This window comes from Nonomuraea sp. NPDC003214 (assembly GCF_053590035.1).
Genome location: NZ_JBSFSX010000001.1, coordinates 373504 through 392506, shown reverse-complemented (window position 1 = coordinate 392506; position 19003 = coordinate 373504). Strand labels below are relative to the sequence as shown.

At 70.3% G+C, this 19003-nt stretch carries 15 protein-coding genes; 7 read left to right on the top strand and 8 right to left on the bottom strand.

Annotation, left to right across the window (positions count from 1 at the left end; all coding sequences use genetic code 11):
• The first annotated feature begins 151 nt into the window (after positions 1 to 151).
• Positions 152 to 1024 (top strand): sugar kinase, encoded by an 873-nt coding sequence (locus tag ACWDXC_RS01845; protein ID WP_449976959.1) that lies wholly within the window; start codon positions 152 to 154, stop codon positions 1022 to 1024.
• 15 nt (positions 1025 to 1039) lie between these two features.
• Here the strand turns inward: ACWDXC_RS01845 and ACWDXC_RS01840 are convergent, their stop codons facing one another.
• On the bottom strand, positions 1040 to 4309 hold the full coding sequence (locus ACWDXC_RS01840; protein WP_449976957.1) for a discoidin domain-containing protein: 3270 nt from the start codon (positions 4307 to 4309) through the stop codon (positions 1040 to 1042).
• A 228-nt stretch (positions 4310 to 4537) separates the two neighbouring features.
• Here ACWDXC_RS01840 and ACWDXC_RS01835 point away from each other — a divergent pair, with 228 nt between their 5' ends.
• The 6 genes from ACWDXC_RS01835 (at position 4538) to ACWDXC_RS01810 (ending at position 10793) form a co-directional block, all read left to right on the top strand.
• Complete coding sequence (locus ACWDXC_RS01835) at positions 4538 to 5527, top strand: LacI family DNA-binding transcriptional regulator (RefSeq protein WP_219505424.1); 990 nt, start codon at positions 4538 to 4540, stop codon at positions 5525 to 5527.
• A 93-nt stretch (positions 5528 to 5620) separates the two neighbouring features.
• Positions 5621 to 6970 (top strand): ABC transporter substrate-binding protein, encoded by a 1350-nt coding sequence (locus ACWDXC_RS01830; RefSeq protein WP_449976954.1) that lies wholly within the window; start codon positions 5621 to 5623, stop codon positions 6968 to 6970.
• A 3-nt stretch (positions 6971 to 6973) separates the two neighbouring features.
• The gene (locus tag ACWDXC_RS01825; RefSeq protein ID WP_219505428.1) at positions 6974 to 7840 is read left to right on the top strand and encodes a carbohydrate ABC transporter permease; all 867 of its coding nucleotides are present in this window, start codon (positions 6974 to 6976) and stop codon (positions 7838 to 7840) included.
• Positions 7837 to 8712 (top strand): carbohydrate ABC transporter permease, encoded by an 876-nt coding sequence (locus ACWDXC_RS01820; protein ID WP_449976950.1) that lies wholly within the window; start codon positions 7837 to 7839, stop codon positions 8710 to 8712. Before ACWDXC_RS01825 ends, ACWDXC_RS01820 begins: the two co-directional genes overlap by 4 nt.
• Positions 8709 to 10220 carry a glycoside hydrolase family 13 protein gene (locus ACWDXC_RS01815; RefSeq protein WP_449976948.1) on the top strand — a complete coding sequence of 504 codons (1512 nt, stop codon included), beginning with the start codon at positions 8709 to 8711 and terminating at the stop codon, positions 10218 to 10220. Before ACWDXC_RS01820 ends, ACWDXC_RS01815 begins: the two co-directional genes overlap by 4 nt.
• Before the next feature lie 42 nt (positions 10221 to 10262).
• The gene (locus ACWDXC_RS01810; protein ID WP_449976945.1) at positions 10263 to 10793 is read left to right on the top strand and encodes a carboxymuconolactone decarboxylase family protein; all 531 of its coding nucleotides are present in this window, start codon (positions 10263 to 10265) and stop codon (positions 10791 to 10793) included.
• Positions 10794 to 10799: 6 nt separating this feature from the next.
• On the opposite strand, the gene ACWDXC_RS01805 is transcribed toward ACWDXC_RS01810, so the two are convergent.
• The 7 genes from ACWDXC_RS01805 to ACWDXC_RS01775 all read right to left on the bottom strand — a co-directional run bounded on the left by ACWDXC_RS01805 (position 10800) and on the right by ACWDXC_RS01775 (position 18828).
• On the bottom strand, positions 10800 to 12032 hold the full coding sequence (locus ACWDXC_RS01805) for a hypothetical protein (RefSeq protein WP_449976942.1): 1233 nt from the start codon (positions 12030 to 12032) through the stop codon (positions 10800 to 10802).
• A gap of 72 nt (positions 12033 to 12104) precedes the next feature.
• A complete protein-coding gene (locus tag ACWDXC_RS01800) occupies positions 12105 to 13346 on the bottom strand; it encodes a phospholipase D-like domain-containing protein (RefSeq protein WP_364179455.1) in 1242 nt (413 codons plus the stop codon).
• A 43-nt stretch (positions 13347 to 13389) separates the two neighbouring features.
• Entirely contained in the window at positions 13390 to 14385 is a 996-nt protein-coding gene (locus tag ACWDXC_RS01795) for a LacI family DNA-binding transcriptional regulator (protein ID WP_449976938.1), read from the bottom strand.
• A 33-nt stretch (positions 14386 to 14418) separates the two neighbouring features.
• The gene (locus ACWDXC_RS01790; RefSeq protein WP_449976936.1) at positions 14419 to 15789 is read right to left on the bottom strand and encodes a GH1 family beta-glucosidase; all 1371 of its coding nucleotides are present in this window, start codon (positions 15787 to 15789) and stop codon (positions 14419 to 14421) included.
• Positions 15786 to 16589 carry a carbohydrate ABC transporter permease gene (locus tag ACWDXC_RS01785; protein ID WP_357583798.1) on the bottom strand — a complete coding sequence of 268 codons (804 nt, stop codon included), beginning with the start codon at positions 16587 to 16589 and terminating at the stop codon, positions 15786 to 15788. Before ACWDXC_RS01785 ends, ACWDXC_RS01790 begins: the two co-directional genes overlap by 4 nt.
• Positions 16586 to 17548, bottom strand: coding sequence for a carbohydrate ABC transporter permease (locus tag ACWDXC_RS01780; protein WP_219505444.1), 963 nt, complete (start codon positions 17546 to 17548; stop codon positions 16586 to 16588). The genes ACWDXC_RS01785 and ACWDXC_RS01780 overlap by 4 nt, the downstream gene beginning before the upstream one ends.
• The gene (locus tag ACWDXC_RS01775) at positions 17545 to 18828 is read right to left on the bottom strand and encodes an ABC transporter substrate-binding protein (RefSeq protein WP_219505446.1); all 1284 of its coding nucleotides are present in this window, start codon (positions 18826 to 18828) and stop codon (positions 17545 to 17547) included. Before ACWDXC_RS01775 ends, ACWDXC_RS01780 begins: the two co-directional genes overlap by 4 nt.
• Between the last annotated feature and the right edge of the window lie 175 nt (positions 18829 to 19003).

Sequence of the window (19003 nt, the reverse complement as noted above, 5' to 3'; positions counted from 1 at the left end):
GGTCCGGGATGACCAGCTCCGTCTACTACTTTGAGCCACAGTAGGAGGAAAAGGTTCGCAAAAGTTACGAGAAAAATATGATCACGGTGTTTACCTGGGGCCTTGATAGAAAATCCGTTTTGGGACAGATGACCGACTACAGTCGGTCTTCATGATTGACGTCTACACCCTCGGCGAGGCGCTGGGGGTCGTGTCCAGCGGCCGGGTCCGGCACGAGAGCGAAGCCAGGCTGGACGTCTGCGGGCCGGAGTTCACGCTGGCCGTGGGCCTGGCGCGGCTCGGTCACCGGTGCGCGTTCGCCGGCAAGGTGGGCGCCGACGAGCTGGGCGCGCGGGTGCTGACCGCGCTGCGCGGCGAGGGCGTCGACGTGGCCGACGTGCGCGTCACGGAGGGCGCCGCCACCGGGCTGCTGCTGCGCGAGACCCGGGTGGGCCGCCCGCCCCACGTGAGCCACTACCGCACGGGCTCCGCCGGGTCGCGGCTGACCCCGGGCAACGTGCCCATCGACCGCGTCGGCGCGGCCAAGATGCTGCACGTCTCCGGCGTCACCGCCGCGCTCGGCAGGGACGCGCTGGAGGCGGTACGCGCCGCCGTGGCCGCCGCGAAACGCGCCGAAGTGGTCGTCTCGTTCGCCGTCGAGTACCGGCCCGAGCTGTGGCCGTCGGTGCGCGAGGCCGAGGACGTGCTGAGCGAGCTCGCCTGCGACGCGCACCTGCTCTTCGTCCACCAGGACGAGCTGGACCTGGTCAAGCCCGCGCTCACGCCCGAGCGCGAGGTCGTCGTCGACCGGGGCGCGAAGGGCGCGAGCGTGCGGGCCGACCGGATGCGCTACGACGCGCCCGGCCCGCAGGTGCCGATCGTCGACACCTCGGGCGCGGCCGACGCGTTCGTGGCCGGGTACGTCAGCGCCGCCCTGGACGGGCTGACCCCGCCCGAACGGCTGCACCGCGGGACGCTGCTGAGCGCCGCCGCGGTGTCCAGCGCGAGCGACTGGCAGGGCCTGCCGCATCGGGGCGAACTCTGACGGCCCGGGCTCCGGTTACTGGATGTTCAGGGTGAACGTCGAGGTGGTGTTCCTGACGTCCTGATGGTTGCCGCCGAAGCGCAGCCCCCGGAACGTCGCCGAGCCAACCGCCGGACCCTGTCCCGGCTCGGGCAGCTCGTTCACCCAGATGCCGAACCCGGACTTGGCGTCGAAGGCGTCACCGCTCTTGCGCGCCCCGGTGATGGAGACGTTCTCGAACACGGTGTCCGTGACCGGGTTCAGCGGCTGGTTGCCCGCGTACCCGGTCTGGAACATGATCCCCGAGTACGTCGGGTCCACGATCTCCAGGTTGCTGACCCGGATGCCCTGGAACACCTTCGAGGCCGAGAACAGCCACATCGCCGGGAACGTCTGCTGCCCCCAGAAGTGCCCGCCGGCCCGGACCAGCGAGATGTTCTCGAACCGCGTGGGCGGGCTGGCCCCGAAGCCGTGCATCGGGATGCCGAAGTCGAGCGAGCTGATCGTGACGCCCGAGTAGACGAGCGTGTCGGCCACGTAGATGTTGCGGAACACGTTGTCGTAGCCGCCGTAGACCGCGACCCCGGCCGCCCGCCAGGTGAGCAGCGACGTCAGGTTCTCGTACACGTTGCCGTGCTGCTGGCCGCTGTTGTTGTCGATGGCCGAGAACAGCGCGAAGCTGTCGTCGCCCGTGGAGCGGGTCTCGATGTTCGTCACGTGGTTGCCGGTGCTGCCGTTGGTCATGTTGAGCCCGTCGGCGAACACGTTGCGGATGCGCGAGTTCTTCAGCGTCATGTCGTCGGTGTTGGAGCCCCAGTACATGCAGATCTGGTGCTCGACCCACAGGTTGTCGATCGTCATGCCGGCGACGTTGCTGAGGTCGAACACCTTGCCGGGGCCGTCGATGCGGCTGGTGTAGTTGCCGAAGTAGGCGAATCCGGCGAACGTGGAGCCGTTGGCGGTGGCGTCGGCGCGGAAGCCGATGTCGGTGTTCTCCTGCCCGGCGGGGGCGTGGAAGCGGGTGTACCAGGGCCCGGCTCCGACGACCTTGACGGGCTTGCCGTACACCTGGAACTTGCCGGAGGTCCGGTAGTCGCCCGGGGGCAGGTAGACGCCCTCCAGCCCGGGCTCCTGGCGGGCGCGGTCGAGCGCGTTCTGCACGTCCTGGTGCCCGAGGCCGGCGGGCACGGCGTAGCGCGCCGGGTCGGGGTTGGCGGCGGGGGAGACGTGCTCCAGGTCGACGAAGTCGATCGTGTAGGTGGAGGTGTTGGCCGCGTCCTTCTGCAGCCTGATCTTGCTGCCGGCCTCGACGGTGGTGCCGAGCATCAGGTTGGCCTCGTCGTAGATGTGCCGGGGCGGCCCGGAGCCGGGGGAGTTGTTCGGGCTCGCCTCCGGCCCGTACAGCCAGGCGTAGCGCGAGGTCAGCGGGATGGCCTTGAGGAACATGCCGTCGACGTAGACGTTCAGCGTGGAGTCGATGCCGCCGCCGCCCGGCGCGTCGGGGATGGAGAACCGGGTCACGAGCGTGTTGGTGCGGGCCCGGGCGGTGAACTCGACGTAGGAGCCGGTGCTGCCGAGCGTGACCGCGCGGCGGCCGGACGCCTCGCCGGCCAGGTGGCCGATCTCCCTGCTGGGGCCCAGCCGGGTGGCGCCGCCGCCGACGGCCGCGTCCTCGGCCTCGTAGGTGTCGTACGGCATGCTCGCGCCGCGGCCGACGGCGAGCTGGTGGGTGCTGGTGTTGTTGGCGCGCTTGACCGGGAGCTCGGCGGCGTCGGCCGCGAGCACCACCTTGACCGTGTGGCGGCCGTCGGCGGCGGTCCAGGCGCCGAGGCTGACCGGGGCGGTGGTGGCGCCGGGCGCGATCACGCCGGAGGCGGAGCCGGTCAGCGTGCGGACCACGGCGCCGGAGGCGTCGGCGACGGTGAGCGTGATGCCGTGCGAGCCGCCGCTGGACGCGATCGTGCCCTGGTTCCTGATCGCGACGGAGAACGTCACGGTGTCGCCCTGCGCGGGGTTGCCCGGGGTCCACGCGACGGAAGCGGCGACCAGGTCGGCGGTGTCGACCGGTTTGACGGTCAGGTTGGCGGTGGCGGTGTTGTTGGTCTCGTCCCGCTCGATGATCTCGCCGCCGGGGTCGACCTCGGCGGTGACGGCGTACGTCCCGGCGTCGCGGGCGCCGATCGCGGCGGTCACGGTGGCGGTGGCGCCGGGGGCCAGCGGGCCGACGTCCGCGCTGCCGGCCTCGGCGTCTCCCAGGGAGAACGTGACCGACGTGGCGGCGGACGGGGCCGTGCCCGCGTTCCTGACCTGGGCGGACAGGGTGATCGTGTCGGTCTCGACCGGTGCGGCGGGGGAGGCAGTGGGCGCGGTGACGGTCAGGTCGGGGTTGGCCGAGGCGGCGCCGAACACCTGGAACTCGGCGACCTGCCCGCCCGGCGCGCCGGAGTTGGCGGTGAAGCGGAGCTGCACGTCGGCGGCCTTGCCGGTGACCGGGATCGTCACCGTGTTGCCGGTGGCCGGGCTGAAGCCGTAGGTGGCCTGGGCGGCCAGGGTGGTGAAGGAGGTGGCGTTCTGGCCGCGGCCGAGCACCTGGATGGCCTGGGTGCGCGGGCCCCACGCGCCGTCGGGGTTCAGTTTGACCGCGACCGAGGTGAGGTCGTGGTCGGCGCCGAGCTTGACGGTCAGCGTGCTGGGGTGGCCGGCGCCCTCGTAGTAGGTGGTCAGGTCGCCGTCGTTGGCGTTGGCCGGCACGTACGTGTGCGTGTGGGCGGAGCCGGTGACCGGCTTGCCCGCCGCCAGGTTCGCGCCCGGGTCGGGGCCGGGCCCGCCACCGGCGCCCCACACCTCGAACTCGGCGAGCTGCCCGGCGGGCCAGCCGGTGTTGGCGCTGAACTGCAGCCGCACGTAGCGGGTGCTCGCGCTGACCGGGACGGTGGCGGTGGGGGCGAAGGCGTAGGCGGCCTGGGCCTTGATCGTGGTGAAGGTCGACCCGTTGGCGCTGCCCTGGACGGTCAGCGTCTGGGTGCGGCTCGGCCAGCCGGAGGGCAGCTTGAGCGTGAGGCTGTTGACGGTGGCGGTGGCGCCCAGGTCGACCTGGACCCATTGGGGGAAGGCGTTGTTGGCGGACTCCCAGTAGGTGGCCTGGTTGCCGTCGGTGACGTGCGCCGCCGCGTACGTCTGGGTGTGGCTGCTGGCGGTGGCCGGGCGGCCGGCCGCGAGGTTGACGTCGGCCGCCGCATGGGCGGGGGAGGCGGGTGCGGCGAGGATTCCGATGACCAGGGCGAGGGCGGCTAACAGTGCTCTCATGGGGGGTGGCCCTTCGAAGAAGTCGGTTGGCCGAACCATAGGTTGTTCAGCAGATGTCAGCAATATTCCGACGAGATTTCGCAAACAATTGACTGACTGGTGCTGGACCGTCGACGGCCAAGGCGCTGGTCAAGCCGCGAAAGGGCCCTGGAAGCAAGGCGTGAGTGCCCCGCAAGGCCGAGCGTAAGCGGTTGCAAGGACTTGCGTTGATAGCCGTATAGTTTGCGCATGACGCGACGACTGGCAGAGGTGGCCAAGAAGGTCGGGGTGAGCGAGGCGACCGTGAGCCGCGTGCTCAACGGCAAGCCGGGGGTGTCCGACGCCACGCGCGAGGCCGTGCTGACGGCGCTCGACGTGCTCGGCTACGAGCGCCCCACCCAGCTGCGCGGCGACCGGGCCCGCCTGGTCGGCCTCGTCCTCCCCGAGCTGCAGAACCCGATCTTCCCCGCCTTCGCCGAGGTGGTCGGCGGCGCGCTGGCCCAGCAGGGGTTCACCTCCGTGCTGTGCACCAGGACCGTCGGCGGGGTGTCCGAGGCCGACTATGTGGATCTGCTGCTCCAGCAGCAGGTCAGCGGCGTGGTGTTCGCCGGCGGGCTCTACGCCCAGGCCGACGCCTCGCACGGGCACTACGAGCTGCTGCACGAGCGCAAGCTGCCCACGGTGCTGGTCAACGCCGCCGTGGAGCGGCTGGACTTCCCGCAGGTGTCGTGCGACGACGTGGTGGCCGCCGAGATGGCGCTGGGCCACGTGCGGGCGCTCGGCCACGAGCGGATCGGCCTGGTGCTGGGCCCCAAGGACCACGTGCCGTCGCGGCGCAAGCTGGAGACCTTCCAGGCGGAGGGCGGCGACCCGGAGCTGGTCGAGCACACGATGTTCTCGCTGGAAGGCGGGCACGCGGCCGCCGCGAGGCTGGTCAGGCGCGGTGTGACGGCGGTGATCTGCGCCAGCGACCTGCTCGCGCTCGGCACCGTGCGGGCCGCCAGGCGGGCCGGGCTGAGCGTGCCGGGTGACGTGTCGGTGGTCGGCTTCGACGACTCGGCGCTGATGAACTGCACCGAGCCGCCGCTCACCACGGTGCGCCAGCCGATCGACGCGATGGGCCGGGCCGTGGTCGACCTGCTGGTGGCCCAGATCGACAAGGCCGTCGTCCCGGCCGACGAGCTGCTGTTCGAGCCGGAGCTGGTGGTCCGGGCGTCGACCGCGCGCCCAAGGGCGTAACACAGTCGTTATCTTGCAATAGTCCGTCGAAATCTTGCGGACTTTCGTTGGCGATCCTATGGTGTGGGCACCTCGCATCAGAAGGGTCAGCCCATGAAGAGATCCACGGGACTCTTAGTTGCAACCGCGCTCGGCCTCGCCGCCACCGCCTGTGGTTCCGGCGAGCCGGCCGAGCCCGCGGCCGGCGGGGCGGCCAAGGTGACGATCACCGTGGCCTGCCAGCCGGCCAAGTCCGCCCCCAAGGAGCGCCAGGCCTGGGACGACGACGTGGCCGCCTTCATGAAGGCGCACCCGAACGTGACGGTCAAGAGCACCGACCAGCAGCCGTGCTTCGACCCCAAGACGTTCGGCCCCAAGCTCGCCGGCGGCCAGATGGAGACCGTCTTCGTCGTCCCCGTGACCAACTACGACGACGTGATCGCCCAGGGCCAGGCCAAGGACATCACCCAGCTCACCGGCGAGATCAAGAACTGGAACGACCTCCGCCAGGACGTGCGCGACCTGGTGACCAAGGACGGCAAGGTCTACGGCGTCCCCAACGTCCACTACGGCGTCGGCCTCGTCTACAACCGCAAGCTCTTCACCGAGGCCGGGCTCGACCCCGACACGCCGCCGGCGACCTGGGCGGAGATCCGCGAGGCCGCCAAGAAGATCGCCGCGCTCGGCCCCGGCCACGTCGGCTACGGCGAGTACTCCGGCGGCAACACCGGCGGCTGGCACTTCACCCAGGCCATCTACGGCCGCGGCGGCAGCATCCTCACCGAGGACGGCAAGAAGGCCGCCTTCAACTCGCCCGAGGGCAAGGCCGTGCTCCAGACGCTGCACGACATGCGCTGGATCGACAACAGCATGGGCAGCAAGCTCCTGGTCGGCTGGGAGTCGCTCATGGTGGCGATGGGCAGCGGCAAGGTCGGCATGATGCTCGGCGCCCCCGACGTGGTCACCGACGTGGTCGGCAAGTTCAAGGGCAACGTCGCCGACTACGGCATCACCGGCTTCCCCGAGGCCAAGGCGTCGCTGAGCGGCGGCGAAGCCTTCATGATCAACCCGAAGGCCACGCCCGAGCAGGCGAAGGCGGGCATGCAGTGGCTCGACTTCCGCTTCAACACCCCCGGCAAGGGCCGCTTCGACTACGCCCGCGGCAAGGCCAACGGCAACCCGGTCGGCGTCCCCGACAACGCCGTCTACGGCGACTCGCCCACCGGCCAGGCCATCCAGGCCGACCGGGTGAAGAACGCCTCCCTGCCGGTCGAGAACTACGACCCGTACGTCAAGGCCTCCGCCACGATCCCGCCCAAGGCCGAGCCGGTCCACGCCCAGGAGATCTACGCGATCCTCGACGTGGCCATGTCCGGCGTGCTGTCCGACAAGGACGCCGACATCGACCGGCTGCTCGCCGACGCCGAGACCAAGGTGAACGCCGTGCTGGCGGCCAAGGGCTGACGCATGGGTGTTCTCAGGCGCAATCTGACGGCCTACGGGTTCCTGTGCGCGGCGCTGTTCTGCTTCGCGGTGTTCGCCTGGTATCCGATGATCAGAGAGTTCATCCTGAGCTTCCAGGAGACGAACCTGATCGATCCGCCCACCTGGGTCGGGCTGGACAACTTCGAGTACGCCGTGAAGTACCCGGGCTTCACCGAAGCCTGGATCGCCACCCTGCAGTTCACGTTCCTCGCGCTGGTGTGCGGCTTCGTCGTCCCGTTCGTCGTCGCGCTCGTGCTCAACGAGCTGCGCCACGCCCGGGCCTATCTCAGGTTCGTGGTCTACCTGCCGGTCATGCTGCCGCCGATCGTCGCGGTGCTGCTGTTCAGGTGGTTCTTCGATCCGGGGCCCGGGCTGTTCAACCAGATCCTCGGACTCGTCAACCTGCCTGGCCTGGCCTGGCTGGACTCCCCGCACACCGCGCTGATCTCCCTGGTCATCGTCTCGACCTGGATGAACATGGGCAGCGCGACCCTGATCTACCTGGCGGCGCTGCAGAACATCCCGCCGGAGCTGTACGAGGCGGCCGAGCTGGACGGCGCCGGCATCCTCAAGCGGATCCGGCACGTCACGATCCCGCAGACGAAGCTGATCCTGCTGCTCATGCTGATGCTGCAGATCGTGGCCACCATGCAGGTGTTCATCGAGCCGTACATGCTCACCGGCGGCGGGCCCGCGGGCTCCACCGTCACCGTCGCCTACATGATGTTCCAGTTCGCCTTTACGAACCAGAACTACGGCGTGGCGGGAGCGCTCGGCATGATGCTCATGATCGTGTTGCTGGTCTTCGCCGCGTTCCAGCTCCGGCTCACCCGGGAGGACAAGGCATGACCATCCATTCCGGCCAGTTCCGTACGATCATCTCCCCGCTCCAGCTCAACAGCCCGTGGGGACGGCGCATCTACTGGATCGTGCTCGTCACGGTCGTGATCACCTTCACGCTCGCCTTCGTCTTCCCGCTCTACTGGATGATCACCGGGGCGATGAAGACGGGCGAGGAGATCGCCCAGATGCCGCCCACGCTCTTCCCCGCCGACCCCACGCTCGACGCCTACGCCGAGGCGTGGAGCCTGTTCGACCTCGGCACGCTGCTCGGCAACACCGCCTACTACTCGCTGGGCGGCTGGATCTTCTGCATGCTCGTGGACGTGTCGGCCGCCTACGCGCTGTCGAAGCTGCGGCCGATGTTCGGCACCGTGATCCTCGGCGCCATGCTGGCCACGCTGATGATCCCGGCCATGGTCGTGCTGATCCCGCTCTACGTCACGGTCGTCGACCTGGGGCTGCTCAACAACCCGTGGGGCCTGTGGTTCCCGGCGGCGGCCAACGGGTTCAACGTCTTCCTGCTCAAGCGCTTCTTCGACTCGATCCCGAAGGAGCTCGTCGAGGCGGCGCAGATCGACGGCGCCGGCCCGGTGCGGGTGCTGTGGTCGGTCATCCTGCCGATCTCCAGGCCGATCCTCGGCGTCGTGTCGATCTTCACGATCGTCACCTCGTTCAAGGACTTCACCTGGCCGCTGCTGGTCATGACCGACAGCGACAAGATGACGCTCAGCGTGGGCCTGTCGCAGACCGCCGGCATGGTCAGTCAGAACGCCATCATGGGCGGCCTGGTCGTGGCGAGCATTCCGACGATCATCGTCTTCTTCATCTTCCAACGTCACATCATGGCGGGTCTCACCGCCGGATCTATCAAGGGATGAGCATGTCGCACACGTGGTGGCGGGGGGCCGCGATCTACCAGGTCTACCTGCGCAGTTTCGCCGACGGCAACGGCGACGGCGTCGGCGACCTGGCCGGGCTCCGATCCCGCCTGCCCTACCTCAAGGACCTGGGCGTCGACGCCGTCTGGCTGAACCCGTGGTATCCGTCGCCGATGGCCGACGGCGGCTACGACGTGGCCGACTACCGCGGCATCGAGCCGGTGTTCGGCACGCTGGGCGAGGCCGAGCGGTTCATCGCCGAGGCGCACGAGCTGGACATCAAGGTCATCATCGACGTGGTGCCCAACCACAGCTCCACGGAGAGCGACTGGTTCAAGGAGGCGCTGGCGAACCCGGCGGCCCGCGACCGGTTCTGGTTCCGCGACGAGCCCAACGACTGGCAGTCGATCTTCGGCGGCCCCGCCTGGACCCAGGTCCCCGACGGCCAGTGGTATCTGCACCTGTTCGCCCCCGAGCAGCCCGACTTCAACTGGGACAACCCGGAGGTGCACCGCGAGTTCGAGGACGTGCTGCGCTTCTGGCTGGACCGGGGCGTCGACGGCGTCCGCATCGACTCGGCCGCGCTCCTCGTCAAGTCCGACACCGCGTACGAGGACCTCGACCCCGTGCACGACGTCTACCGGCGCTGGCGGCAGGTGGCCGAGGAGTACGACGACCGCGTGCTGATCGGTGAGCTGTGGCTGGCCGACCAGGAGCGGTTCGCCCGCTACCTGCGGCCCGACGAGCTGCACACGGCGTTCAACTTCGACTTCCTGGCGTGCCCGTGGGACCCGGACGAGCTGCGCCGGGTCATCGACCTCACGCTCACCACGCACGCCCCGGTCGGCGCGCCGCCGACGTGGGTGCTGTCCAACCACGACGTCACCCGCCCGGTGACCAGGTACGGCCGGTCCGACACGTCGTTCGCGCACGGCGGCGCGCTGCACGGCGTCCCGTCGGACCCCGAGCTGGGCTACCGCCGCGCCAGGGCGGCCGCGCTGCTGGCGATGGCGCTGCCCGGCGGGCTGTACGTCTACCAGGGGGAGGAGCTGGGCCTGCCCGAGGTCGAGGACCTGCCGGACGAGCTGCGCCAGGATCCCATGTACGCCCGCTCCGGCGGCACGAACCCGGGCCGCGACGGCTGCCGCGTGCCGCTGCCCTGGTCCGGTGACGAGCCGCCGTTCGGCTTCGGCGGCTCGCGCCCGTGGCTGCCGCAGCCGGAGAGCTGGCGCAAGCTCACCGCCGAGTCGCAGCTCGCCGACCTGGACTCGATGCTGAACCTGTACCGCCACGGGCTGCGGCTGCGCCGGGAGCACCTCGGCGACGGCACGCTGACCTGGCTCCCGGCGGCGGACCGGGTGCTGGCCTTCACCCGCGACACCGGCGTCACCTGCGTCACCAACCTCGGGACCGAGACGGTGCCGCTCCCGGACGGCGTCGTCCTGCTGGCGAGCGGGGGCCTGGAGGACGGCGCGCTGCCCCCGGACACCACGGCCTGGGTGCGCTGACCAGAGGGGCGGGCCGATCGGGGGCGGGCTAGCATCGGTGCGGTGACGCGCCTTCGCCCGATGCCGCCCGCCGGGCTCGACCCCGACGCCCGCGCCCTCTACGACCGCATCGTCGCCGGCCCGCGCGGCCTGTCGATGGTCGGCGACGGGGGCGCGCTCGCCGGGCCGTTCAACGCCATGCTGCTCAGCCCGGCCCTGGGCGATCCGCTCCAGGAGCTGGGCGCCGCCGTCCGCTACCGCTCGGCGCTGCCGGCCCGGTGCCGGGAGCTGGCGATCCTGGTGGTGGCCGCGCACTGGGACAGCGCCTTCGAGCGGCGGGTGCACGAGGGGCTGGCCGCCGGGCTCGGCTTCACCGCCGCCGAGCTCGCCGCGATCCGCGCGGGCGAGCCCCTGGACCTGGCCGACCCGCAGGAGGCGGCCGTCCTGCGGGTCACCCGCGCGCTCGTGGCCAGGGGCGACGTGGACGACGACGAGTACGCCCTGCTGCCGGAGCCGATGCTGTTCGAGCTGACGACGCTGACCGGCTACTACGCCACCCTGGCGCTCCAGCTCCGCGTCTTCCGCGCAGGCTAGGTCCGGCTAGTACCGTGCGGTGCGGCGGCGCAGGAGCAGGCCGCCGACGCCGGCCGCGAGGACCAGGGCCGACCCGGTCAGCACGAACAGCCGCCCGTCCGGCCCCGCCGTGCCGCCCGCGCCCGTCGCCACGCCGTCCTTGGGCGTCCTGGACTCATCCGCCGAGGGCTCGTCGGCGGGGTCGTCGTCCGTGGGCGTCGGAGTGGGGGTCGGGGTGGGCGTGGTGGTCGTCGGGGTCGGGGTCGGGGTGGAGGTCGAGCCGCCCGCGCCGATGGTCAGCGTGTACGTCTTCAGCAGGTCGGAGTTGTCCGGCTCGCACTCGATGAGCGGGCTCGTCGGCTGCAGGCCGAAGTTGATGGAGGCCGGCTTGACGGTCGCGGTGCCCGCCTGCTGCGAGGTCGTCTTCATGTCCACCGACGCGGGCAGCGGGATCGGCTGGCCGACGGTGACGCCGCTCAGCTCGCCCACGCCCGTCGCCGAGGTGAGCCCGGTCAGACCGGAGATCGACGCGTAGGCGTACATCTTGAGCCCGGTCGTGGGCAGGCCGTTGGGGGCCTCCAGCTCGGCGCCGCTCTCGTAGACGCCCTTCCAGCCGATCGTGAACTGCTGGCCGGGCGCCGGGTTCGTCGTCGGCAGGGTGAGCGTGACCTTGACGTCGACCTCCTGCTCGGCGCCCGAGGTGGGCTTGCAGGTGTAGAGGACGATGTCGCCGCCGGTGGTGTCGCCGCCGCCGGGGCCGACGGTGACGGTCACCCCCTGGGTGCTGCTGGTCGTGCAGGAGGTGACGTCGCTGGGGGCGCTCGCCAGCGACAGCTTGAGGCTGCCGGTCTCCGTCGACGGCTTGACCGTCACCTCGGTCGTGGAGGTCACCGTGACCTGGCTGGTCACGGTGCTCGCGGCGGCGGACGTGGCTCCGGCGGCCACGCTCGCGCCCGTCGCCACCAGGTCCGCGTGGGTGCCGCCGTTGACGACGAGCTTGCCGTTCACCTGGACCTGCGTGGCGGCCGTCGCGGCGGTGCGGAGCGTCAGCGCCGGGATCGCCCACTCCGCGTCGAACGTCCCGGTCGCCGAGTCGGGCACGACGACCGGCACGCTCAGCGAGGCGTTGCTGAACGGCCCGCCCGAGCAGGTGTAGGACACGGTCAGGGTCTTGTCCGCGGCCAGCGCGGGCGGGGCCAGGCCCGCCAGCGCCGCGGTCAGGACGAGCAGCACGCCTAAGGCGGAACGCGAGGACGGCACCGTCCATCCCCCTCATCGGAGCGGTTTGTCGTAGCCGACCCACAATCGCAGCATTTGGTCACAACGGTGTCTCTAGGCGCGGCACGTATCACGGATCTTGTAGAACCACGACAGGTACGGCGTGTGCACGTCCCGACCGGAGATCCGCAGCAGGCTGTCGTCGGCGTTCTCCAGCGTGGTGAAGTTGGCGCTGCCCGTGTAGACGCGCGGCGTGATGTCGTCGTCGTAGAAGCCGTCGATCATCATCAGCTTGGCGTGCGGCACCACCGAACGGCCGCCCACGGTGAAGCGGCAGGGCGTGAGCTGGATGCGCCTGCCGTTGACGGTCTTGGCCAGCTCCTCGCGGATCGCCGTGGTGACCGCGCTGCCGTCGTTGTAGACGACGTCCACCCAGCAGTTCTCGCCGCGCAGCCGCAGCAGCTCCCTGGCGATCTCCACCCGCGACCAGTTGAACGCCGTGAGCACCAGGCGGACGTCCGTCTGCCGGGTGACGCCGTCGGTGTCGCGGTAGGAGCACTCGACGAGCTTGAGCACGTTCGCGATGTGGTCGCCGGTCGCCGAGTCGCGCGGCAGGAAGTGACCCCGGTGCTTGGTCCCGGTCGGCGTCGTCCAGAAGTAGTCCGGGTTCACCGGCCGGTGCCGGCCCGCCCGCAGGTCGTCGAAGTAGCGCACGTACGCGTCGTGCACGACCGCGTCCTGGAAGGTGTAGGCGTCGTTGTAGGAGTTGTACAGATACCAGTCCGACAGGTTCGACGACGTCTGGAACACCACGTCGGCGCGCGTGACCCCGCCCACCTGGAGCTCGGAGAACGTGGCGAACTTGCTGTGCAGGTAGTTGCGCGCGATGCAGCCCCGGTCCACCGCCGCCGGGTCCGGGTACTCGCACTGCACGACGAACGAGGCGGCGCCCTCCGCGCTCCCGAGGGCCGCGCCGAGCCGCGCCAGGACGGAGTCGTTCTTGCCGTCGTCGGTGCTGTCGAGGATCACCTTGACCCGTACGCCCCGGGCGTGCGCGTCGATCAGCGCGTCGGCCACCTCGCTCGACCGCTGGCCCTCGCCGAACTCGAACATGACGAACCGGATGTCGCTGCCGGGCCGGGCCGCCCGGATCAGCCTGATGAGCTGGTCCATCACCGCCGACTGGGCGGCGCTGGGGGTGCCGGGGACGCCCGAGCCGGCCACCGGGTCGTTGAACACCGGCCCGCCGATCACGGGCGGACCCGTGACGTCGGCCGAGGCGGGGGAGGGGAGCGACAGGGTGAGGGGCAGGGCCAGGCACAGCGCCGCCAGGACGGCGGCCCGTTTCGACATCATGGACGGACGATCCGCCGACGTAGATCGGCTGTCAAGAAGCCTGTCAGGCCGACTCGCGCACCACCAGCTCGGTCGGCAGGATGACCGGATCGCCCGGCCCGCCCTCGAACAGGTCGAGCAGCAGCCGCACCATCGCCGCCGTCTGCTCGGCGATCGGGTGGCGGATCGTGGTCAGCGGCGGCTCGGTGTACTTGGCCGCCTCGATGTCGTCGAAGCCCACCACGGCCACGTCGTCCGGCACCCGGCGCCCCGCCTGCCGCAGCGACTGCAGCGCGCCCACCGCCATCAGGTCGTTGGCCACGAACACCGCGTCCAGCCCGGGATCGTCGCCCAGGAGCTGGCGCATCGCCACCGCGCCCGACTCGCGGGTGAAGTCGCCCACCGCCACGATCGAGCGCCGGTCGGAGTCGCGCAGCACGTTGCGGTAGCCGGTGAGCCGGTCCTGGCCGCCGATCATGTCCTGCGGCCCGGCGATCGTGGCGATCCGCCGCCGCCCCGACTCCACCAGGTGCCGGACCGCCGCCTCGGCCCCGCCCACGTTGTCGTTGTCCACGTACGGGATGTCGACGGGCACGGCCGGGCGGCCGTAGGAGACGACCGGCACGCGCAGGCGGGCGAGCGCCGGCGGGAGCGGGTCGGCGCCGTGCATCGAGATGAGCATCGCGCCGTCGACGTGCCCCCCCGCGATGTAGCGCTCCACCCTGGCGTGGCTCTTGGCGGAGGAGGCCAGCATCAGCACGACCTGCTTGTTGACCGCCTCCAGCTCCACGCTGGCCATCCGGATCACCGTCGAGAACAGCGGGTCCTCGGAGAACACCCTGGTCGGCGGCTCGGAGACGACCAGGGCGATCGAGTCGGTGCGCTGGGTGACCAGGCTGCGCGCCGCCGAGTTGGGCACGTAGCCCAGCTCGTCGATGGCCTGCTGCACCGCGTCGCGGATGTGCGGGGCCACCGTCGTCTGCCCGTTGACCACGCGCGACGCCGTGGCCCGGGAGACTCCGGCGCGGGCGGCGACCGCCTCCAGAGTGGGACGTCTCATGACTTCACCATGTGGGAGAGCACGCAACGAAATCTACAACCGGTTGGCGGCGATCACGTCCCGGTACCAGAGCGCGCTGTCCTTGAGCACCCGGGCCTGCGTCGCGTAGTCCACGTGCACGATGCCGAACCTGCGCCGGTAGCCCTCGGCCCACTCGAAGTTGTCCAGCAGCGACCAGACGAGGTAGCCGCGCAGATCGGCGCCCGCCTCGATGGCCCTGCCGACCTCGCGCAGGTGGCCGTCCAGGTAGGAGACGCGGTCGGCGTCGTGCACCCGGCCGTTCTCCACGACGTCGTCGAAGGCCGCGCCGTTCTCCGTCACCATGAGCCCGACCTGCGGGTAGTCCTGCGACAGCCGGACGAGGAGCCGGGACAGGCCGTCGGGGACGATCGGCCAGCCCATGGCCGTGGTGGGCGCGTCGGCGGGGGCGAACCGGACGTCCTCCGAGCCCGGCCAGGCCGCGTCGGCGGGCAGGCCGGGGCCGGCCTCCACCACGCACGGGTTGTAGTAGTTGACGCCGACGACGTCGACGGGGGCGTTGATGAGCGCCAGGTCGCCGTCCAGGATGTGGCCGGTGCCCCCGTTGCGGGCGGCGGCGGCCAGCACCTCCTCCGGGTAGCGGCCGTGGATCGCCGGGTCGAGGAACTGCCGGGTCAGCAGCGCGTGGATGCGGTCCACGGCCGCCTGGTCCGCCTCGGACGGCACCGCCTGCGGGTCGTTGACCTGGGCCGGGGTGAGCACCGGGGAGGAGTTGACGACCAGCATGAGCCGCTGCGCGCCGAGCTCGCGCAGCCGGGCCGCCGCCAGGCCGTGGCCGAGCAGCAGGTGGTGGGCCGAGCGCAGGGCGTCGCCCGGGTCGCGGCGGCCGGGGGCGTGCACGCCGTTGCCGTAGCCGAGGAAGGCCGACACCCACGGCTCGTTCAGCGTCGCCCAGTCGCCGACCCGGTCGCCGAGCCGGTCGTGGACGAGCTCGGCGTACTCGGCGAACCGGTAGGCGGTGTCGCGGTCGGCCCAGCCGCCCCGGTCCTCCAGCGCCTGGGGCAGGTCCCAATGGTAGAGCGTGACGTACGGGGTGATCCCGGCTTCCAGCAGCCCGTCCACGAGCCTGTCGTAGAAGGCCAGCCCGCGCGGGTTGGCCGCGCCCGCGCCGTCGGGCTGGATGCGCGGCCAGGCCACCGAGAACCGGTAGGCGCCCAGGCCCAGCTCGCGCATCAGCGCGATGTCGTCGGGATAGCGGTGGTAGTGGTCGCACGCCACGTCGCCGGTGTCGCCGTCGGCCACCTTGCCGGGGGTGTGGGAGAAGGTGTCCCAGATCGACTGGCCCCGCCCGTCCTCCTTGACCGCCCCCTCGATCTGATACGAAGCCGTTGCGGCACCCCAGACGAAGTTTTCCGGGAAGATCATCCCTTGACCGCTCCTTGCATGATTCCACCGATGATTTGCTTGCCGAACAGGGCGAAGACGAGGACGAGCGGCAGCGTGCCCACCGCCGTGCCCGCCAGGCCCAGCACGTAGTCGTTGACGTAACCGCTCGCCAGCGTCGAGAGCGCCACCTGGACCGTGGGGTTGTCCGGGCTGAGCACGACGAGCGGCCAGAAGTAGTCGTTCCAGGCCGACATGAACGTCAGCATGCCGAGCACCGCCGCCGCCGGGCGGGCCGTGGGCAGCACGACGTGCCAGAACAGCCCCCACGTGGTGCACCCGTCGACCCGCCCCGCCTCCAGCAGCTCGGTCGGCAGCGCCCGGGACAGATACTGCGTCATGAAGAACACGCCGAACGCGTTGACCAGCGCCGGGACGATCAGGGCGTAGTTGGTGCCGGTCCACTCCAGCTTCACCATGAGCATGTAGAGCGGGATGATGCCGAGCTGGGCCGGCACCATCATCGTCGCCACCGTGATGACGAGCATGGCGTTCTTGCCCCGGAAGCGCAGCTTGGCGAAGGCGAACCCGGCCAGCGTCGAGAAGAACATCACCGCGACCGAGATCGACCCGGCCACGATGAGCGAGTTCAGCAGGGCCAGCCCGAACGGCACCGTGTCGAAGACCCGCGCCACGTTCGCGAAGAAGTTGCCGCCCGGCAGCAGCGGCGGCGGCACCTGGGCCAGCGCCGAGTTGTGCCGGGAGGCGACCACGACGCTGTAGTAGAGCGGGAACGCCGAGAAGAAGGCGACCCCGGTCAGCGTCAGGTAACGCAGTCTCATACCAGCCCGCCCTTCACCTTGCGGGTCAGCAGGAAGTTGATCCCCGCCACGATCACCACCGCCAGAAACATCAGCCAGGACGCGGCCGAGGCGTAGCCGAAGTCGAAGGTCGAGTTCGCGAAGCCCTGCTCGTAGACGAACAGCGCCAGGGTCTGGAACTGCCGGTCCGGCCCGCCGGTCGCCAGCCCGCCCCCGCCGCCGGTGCTCTGCCCGAACAGCATGGGCTCGGCGATGATCTGCATCGCGCCGATCGTCGAGACGATCACCACGAAGATGATCGTCGGCCGGATCATCGGGATGGTGATGCTGCGCAGCTGCTTGAGGTTGCTCGCCCCGTCCAGCGTGGCGGCCTCGTACAGCTCGCGCGGCACCGCCTGCATGGCGGCCAGGAAGATGAGCGCGTTGTAGCCCGTCCACCGCCACATGATCATCACCGAGAGCGCCAGGTGCGAGGTCGCGGTGCCGGCCGCCCAGTCGATGTGACCGGCGCCCAGCCCGCCCAGCACCCAGTTGATCAGCCCGAAGTCACGGCCGAAGAGCTGGCTGAAGATCACCACCACCGCCACCACGCTCGTCACGTTCGGCAGCAGCAGCGAGATCCGGAACAGCGTGGCGAAGCGCAGCCGCTTGTTCAGCAGGTGTGCCAGCCAGATCGCCAGCACGAGCTGCGGGACCGTCGACAGCACGCCGATCGACAGCGTGTTGAACGTGGCGTTCCAGAAGTAGCCGTCGGCCAGCAGCGTCCCGTAGTTGCCCAGGCCGATGAAGGTCTGCGTCTCCGACAGCAGCGTCCACTCGTGCAGGCTGACCCAGGCCGTGTAGATCAGCGGGAACAGCCCGAACGCGCAGAACAGCAGAAAGAACGGGGCGACGTAGGCGTACGGCGACACCCTCGTGTCGAGGGTGTGCCGCACACCGCGCCTACGCCGTCGCGTGACCGCGAGGGGGAGCGTGCTCATTTGATCTTCTTGACGTCCTCGAGCACCTGCGCCCACGCCTCGTCCGGGGTCTGCTTGCCCTGCTCGACCCGGCCCAGGCCGTTGCCGATGGCGACGCGGACGTCGGCCTCCTTCGGGCCGAGGTGCTGCGGCTTGAGCGCCTTGGCGGCGTTGGAGTAGATCTTGCCGATGGGGGCGTCACCGAAGAACGGCTTGGTGAAGTTCTGGATCGACGGGTCGTCGTAGAGCGAGGGGATCGACGGGAACGTGCCCTCCTCCTTGAAGACCTTGGCCTGGTTCTCCTTGGAGGTCAGGAAGTCGATCAGCTCGGCGGCCTCCTTCGGGTGCTTGCTCTGCTTGGGCACCATCAGGTGGGAGCCGCCGCTGTTGCCCGAACCGCCCGGCACGGTGGCGATGTCCCACTTGCCGGCCGAGTCCTTGGCCTGCTCCTGGATGAAGCCGGTCATCCAGGCCGGGCAGATGATCGTGGCGAACGAGCCCTTGGCGAAGCCGGTGTTCCACGGCGGCGAGAAGGCGGCCAGCTTGGCCGTCAGGCCCTCGGCCGTGAGCTGGTTGGACAGGTCCCAGGCCTTCTTCACGTCCGGGTTGGAGTCCACGATGATCGTGTCCTGGGCGTCGTAGAGGCCGACCGGCGCCTGGTTGACCATGGCGCGGAAGATCTCACCGGGGGAGTCGACGAACTTGGCGCCGGCCACGTCCGCCGCGGCGAACTTCTTGCCGGTCGCGATGTAGTCCTCCCAGGTGGGCCAGAGCGCCGACACCTCGTCGCGGTCCTCGGGCAGCCCGGCCTTCTTGAACAGGTCCTTGCGGTAGCACATGGCCAGCCCGCCCACGTCGGTGCCGAGGCCCAGCACCTGGCCGCCGTCCTTGCTCAGGCCCTGCTGCCACTTCCAGTCCAGGTAGTCGCCCTGCCGCTGGTCGAGGCCGTACTGCTTGAGGTCGGTGAACTTCTGCGGCTGGGCGGTGAAGGTGCTGACGTAGCCCACCTCGACCGCCACCACGTCCTCCGCGCCGGCGTTCGTGGCCAGGCGCTTGACCAGGTTGTTGTGGTGGTCGTTGAACTGGGTGACGTTCTCGGCGATCTCGATGTTCGGGTGGGTCTTCTTGTATTCCTCGTAGAGGGGCTTGAAGCCGAAGTCGCCGAAGAGGCCGATGGTCAGCTTGATCTTCTCGGTCGGCGCGGCCGCCGGCGTGGCGGTGTCGCCGCCGCTCCCGCAGGCCGCGAGGGCGAGCAGCGACGCGGTGACCAACGGAACGATCCGCCGGGTGCGAGGGGTCATGGAACCCTCCTCGGGTTCGTACTAGGGGGGTGGACGAGAGAGCGCTCTCTCGCCAGATTCGTGGGCATCGTACGGCCCTGTCAACGGCTCGTCGGTAACGATCGCTGTTATCAAGAGAGCGATCTCTCGGTTCGTGGCCGGGGCGTGTGGCCCGGCTGTGGCGATTGTGTGGCGG

Bases quoted from the DNA above. Each gene is read 5' to 3' on its own strand.
- ACWDXC_RS01845 (WP_449976959.1), top strand. From the start codon at position 152: ATGATTGACGTCTACACCCTCGGCGAGGCGCTGGGGGTCGTGTCCAGC.
- ACWDXC_RS01840 (WP_449976957.1), bottom strand. From the start codon at position 4,309: ATGAGAGCACTGTTAGCCGCCCTCGCCCTGGTCATCGGAATCCTCGCC.
- ACWDXC_RS01835 (WP_219505424.1), top strand. From the start codon at position 4,538: ATGACGCGACGACTGGCAGAGGTGGCCAAGAAGGTCGGGGTGAGCGAG.
- ACWDXC_RS01830 (WP_449976954.1), top strand. From the start codon at position 5,621: ATGAAGAGATCCACGGGACTCTTAGTTGCAACCGCGCTCGGCCTCGCC.
- ACWDXC_RS01825 (WP_219505428.1), top strand. From the start codon at position 6,974: ATGGGTGTTCTCAGGCGCAATCTGACGGCCTACGGGTTCCTGTGCGCG.
- ACWDXC_RS01820 (WP_449976950.1), top strand. From the start codon at position 7,837: ATGACCATCCATTCCGGCCAGTTCCGTACGATCATCTCCCCGCTCCAG.
- ACWDXC_RS01815 (WP_449976948.1), top strand. From the start codon at position 8,709: ATGAGCATGTCGCACACGTGGTGGCGGGGGGCCGCGATCTACCAGGTC.
- ACWDXC_RS01800 (WP_364179455.1), bottom strand. From the start codon at position 13,346: ATGATGTCGAAACGGGCCGCCGTCCTGGCGGCGCTGTGCCTGGCCCTG.
- ACWDXC_RS01795 (WP_449976938.1), bottom strand. From the start codon at position 14,385: ATGAGACGTCCCACTCTGGAGGCGGTCGCCGCCCGCGCCGGAGTCTCC.
- ACWDXC_RS01790 (WP_449976936.1), bottom strand. From the start codon at position 15,789: ATGATCTTCCCGGAAAACTTCGTCTGGGGTGCCGCAACGGCTTCGTAT.
- ACWDXC_RS01785 (WP_357583798.1), bottom strand. From the start codon at position 16,589: ATGAGACTGCGTTACCTGACGCTGACCGGGGTCGCCTTCTTCTCGGCG.
- ACWDXC_RS01780 (WP_219505444.1), bottom strand. From the start codon at position 17,548: ATGAGCACGCTCCCCCTCGCGGTCACGCGACGGCGTAGGCGCGGTGTG.
- ACWDXC_RS01775 (WP_219505446.1), bottom strand. From the start codon at position 18,828: ATGACCCCTCGCACCCGGCGGATCGTTCCGTTGGTCACCGCGTCGCTG.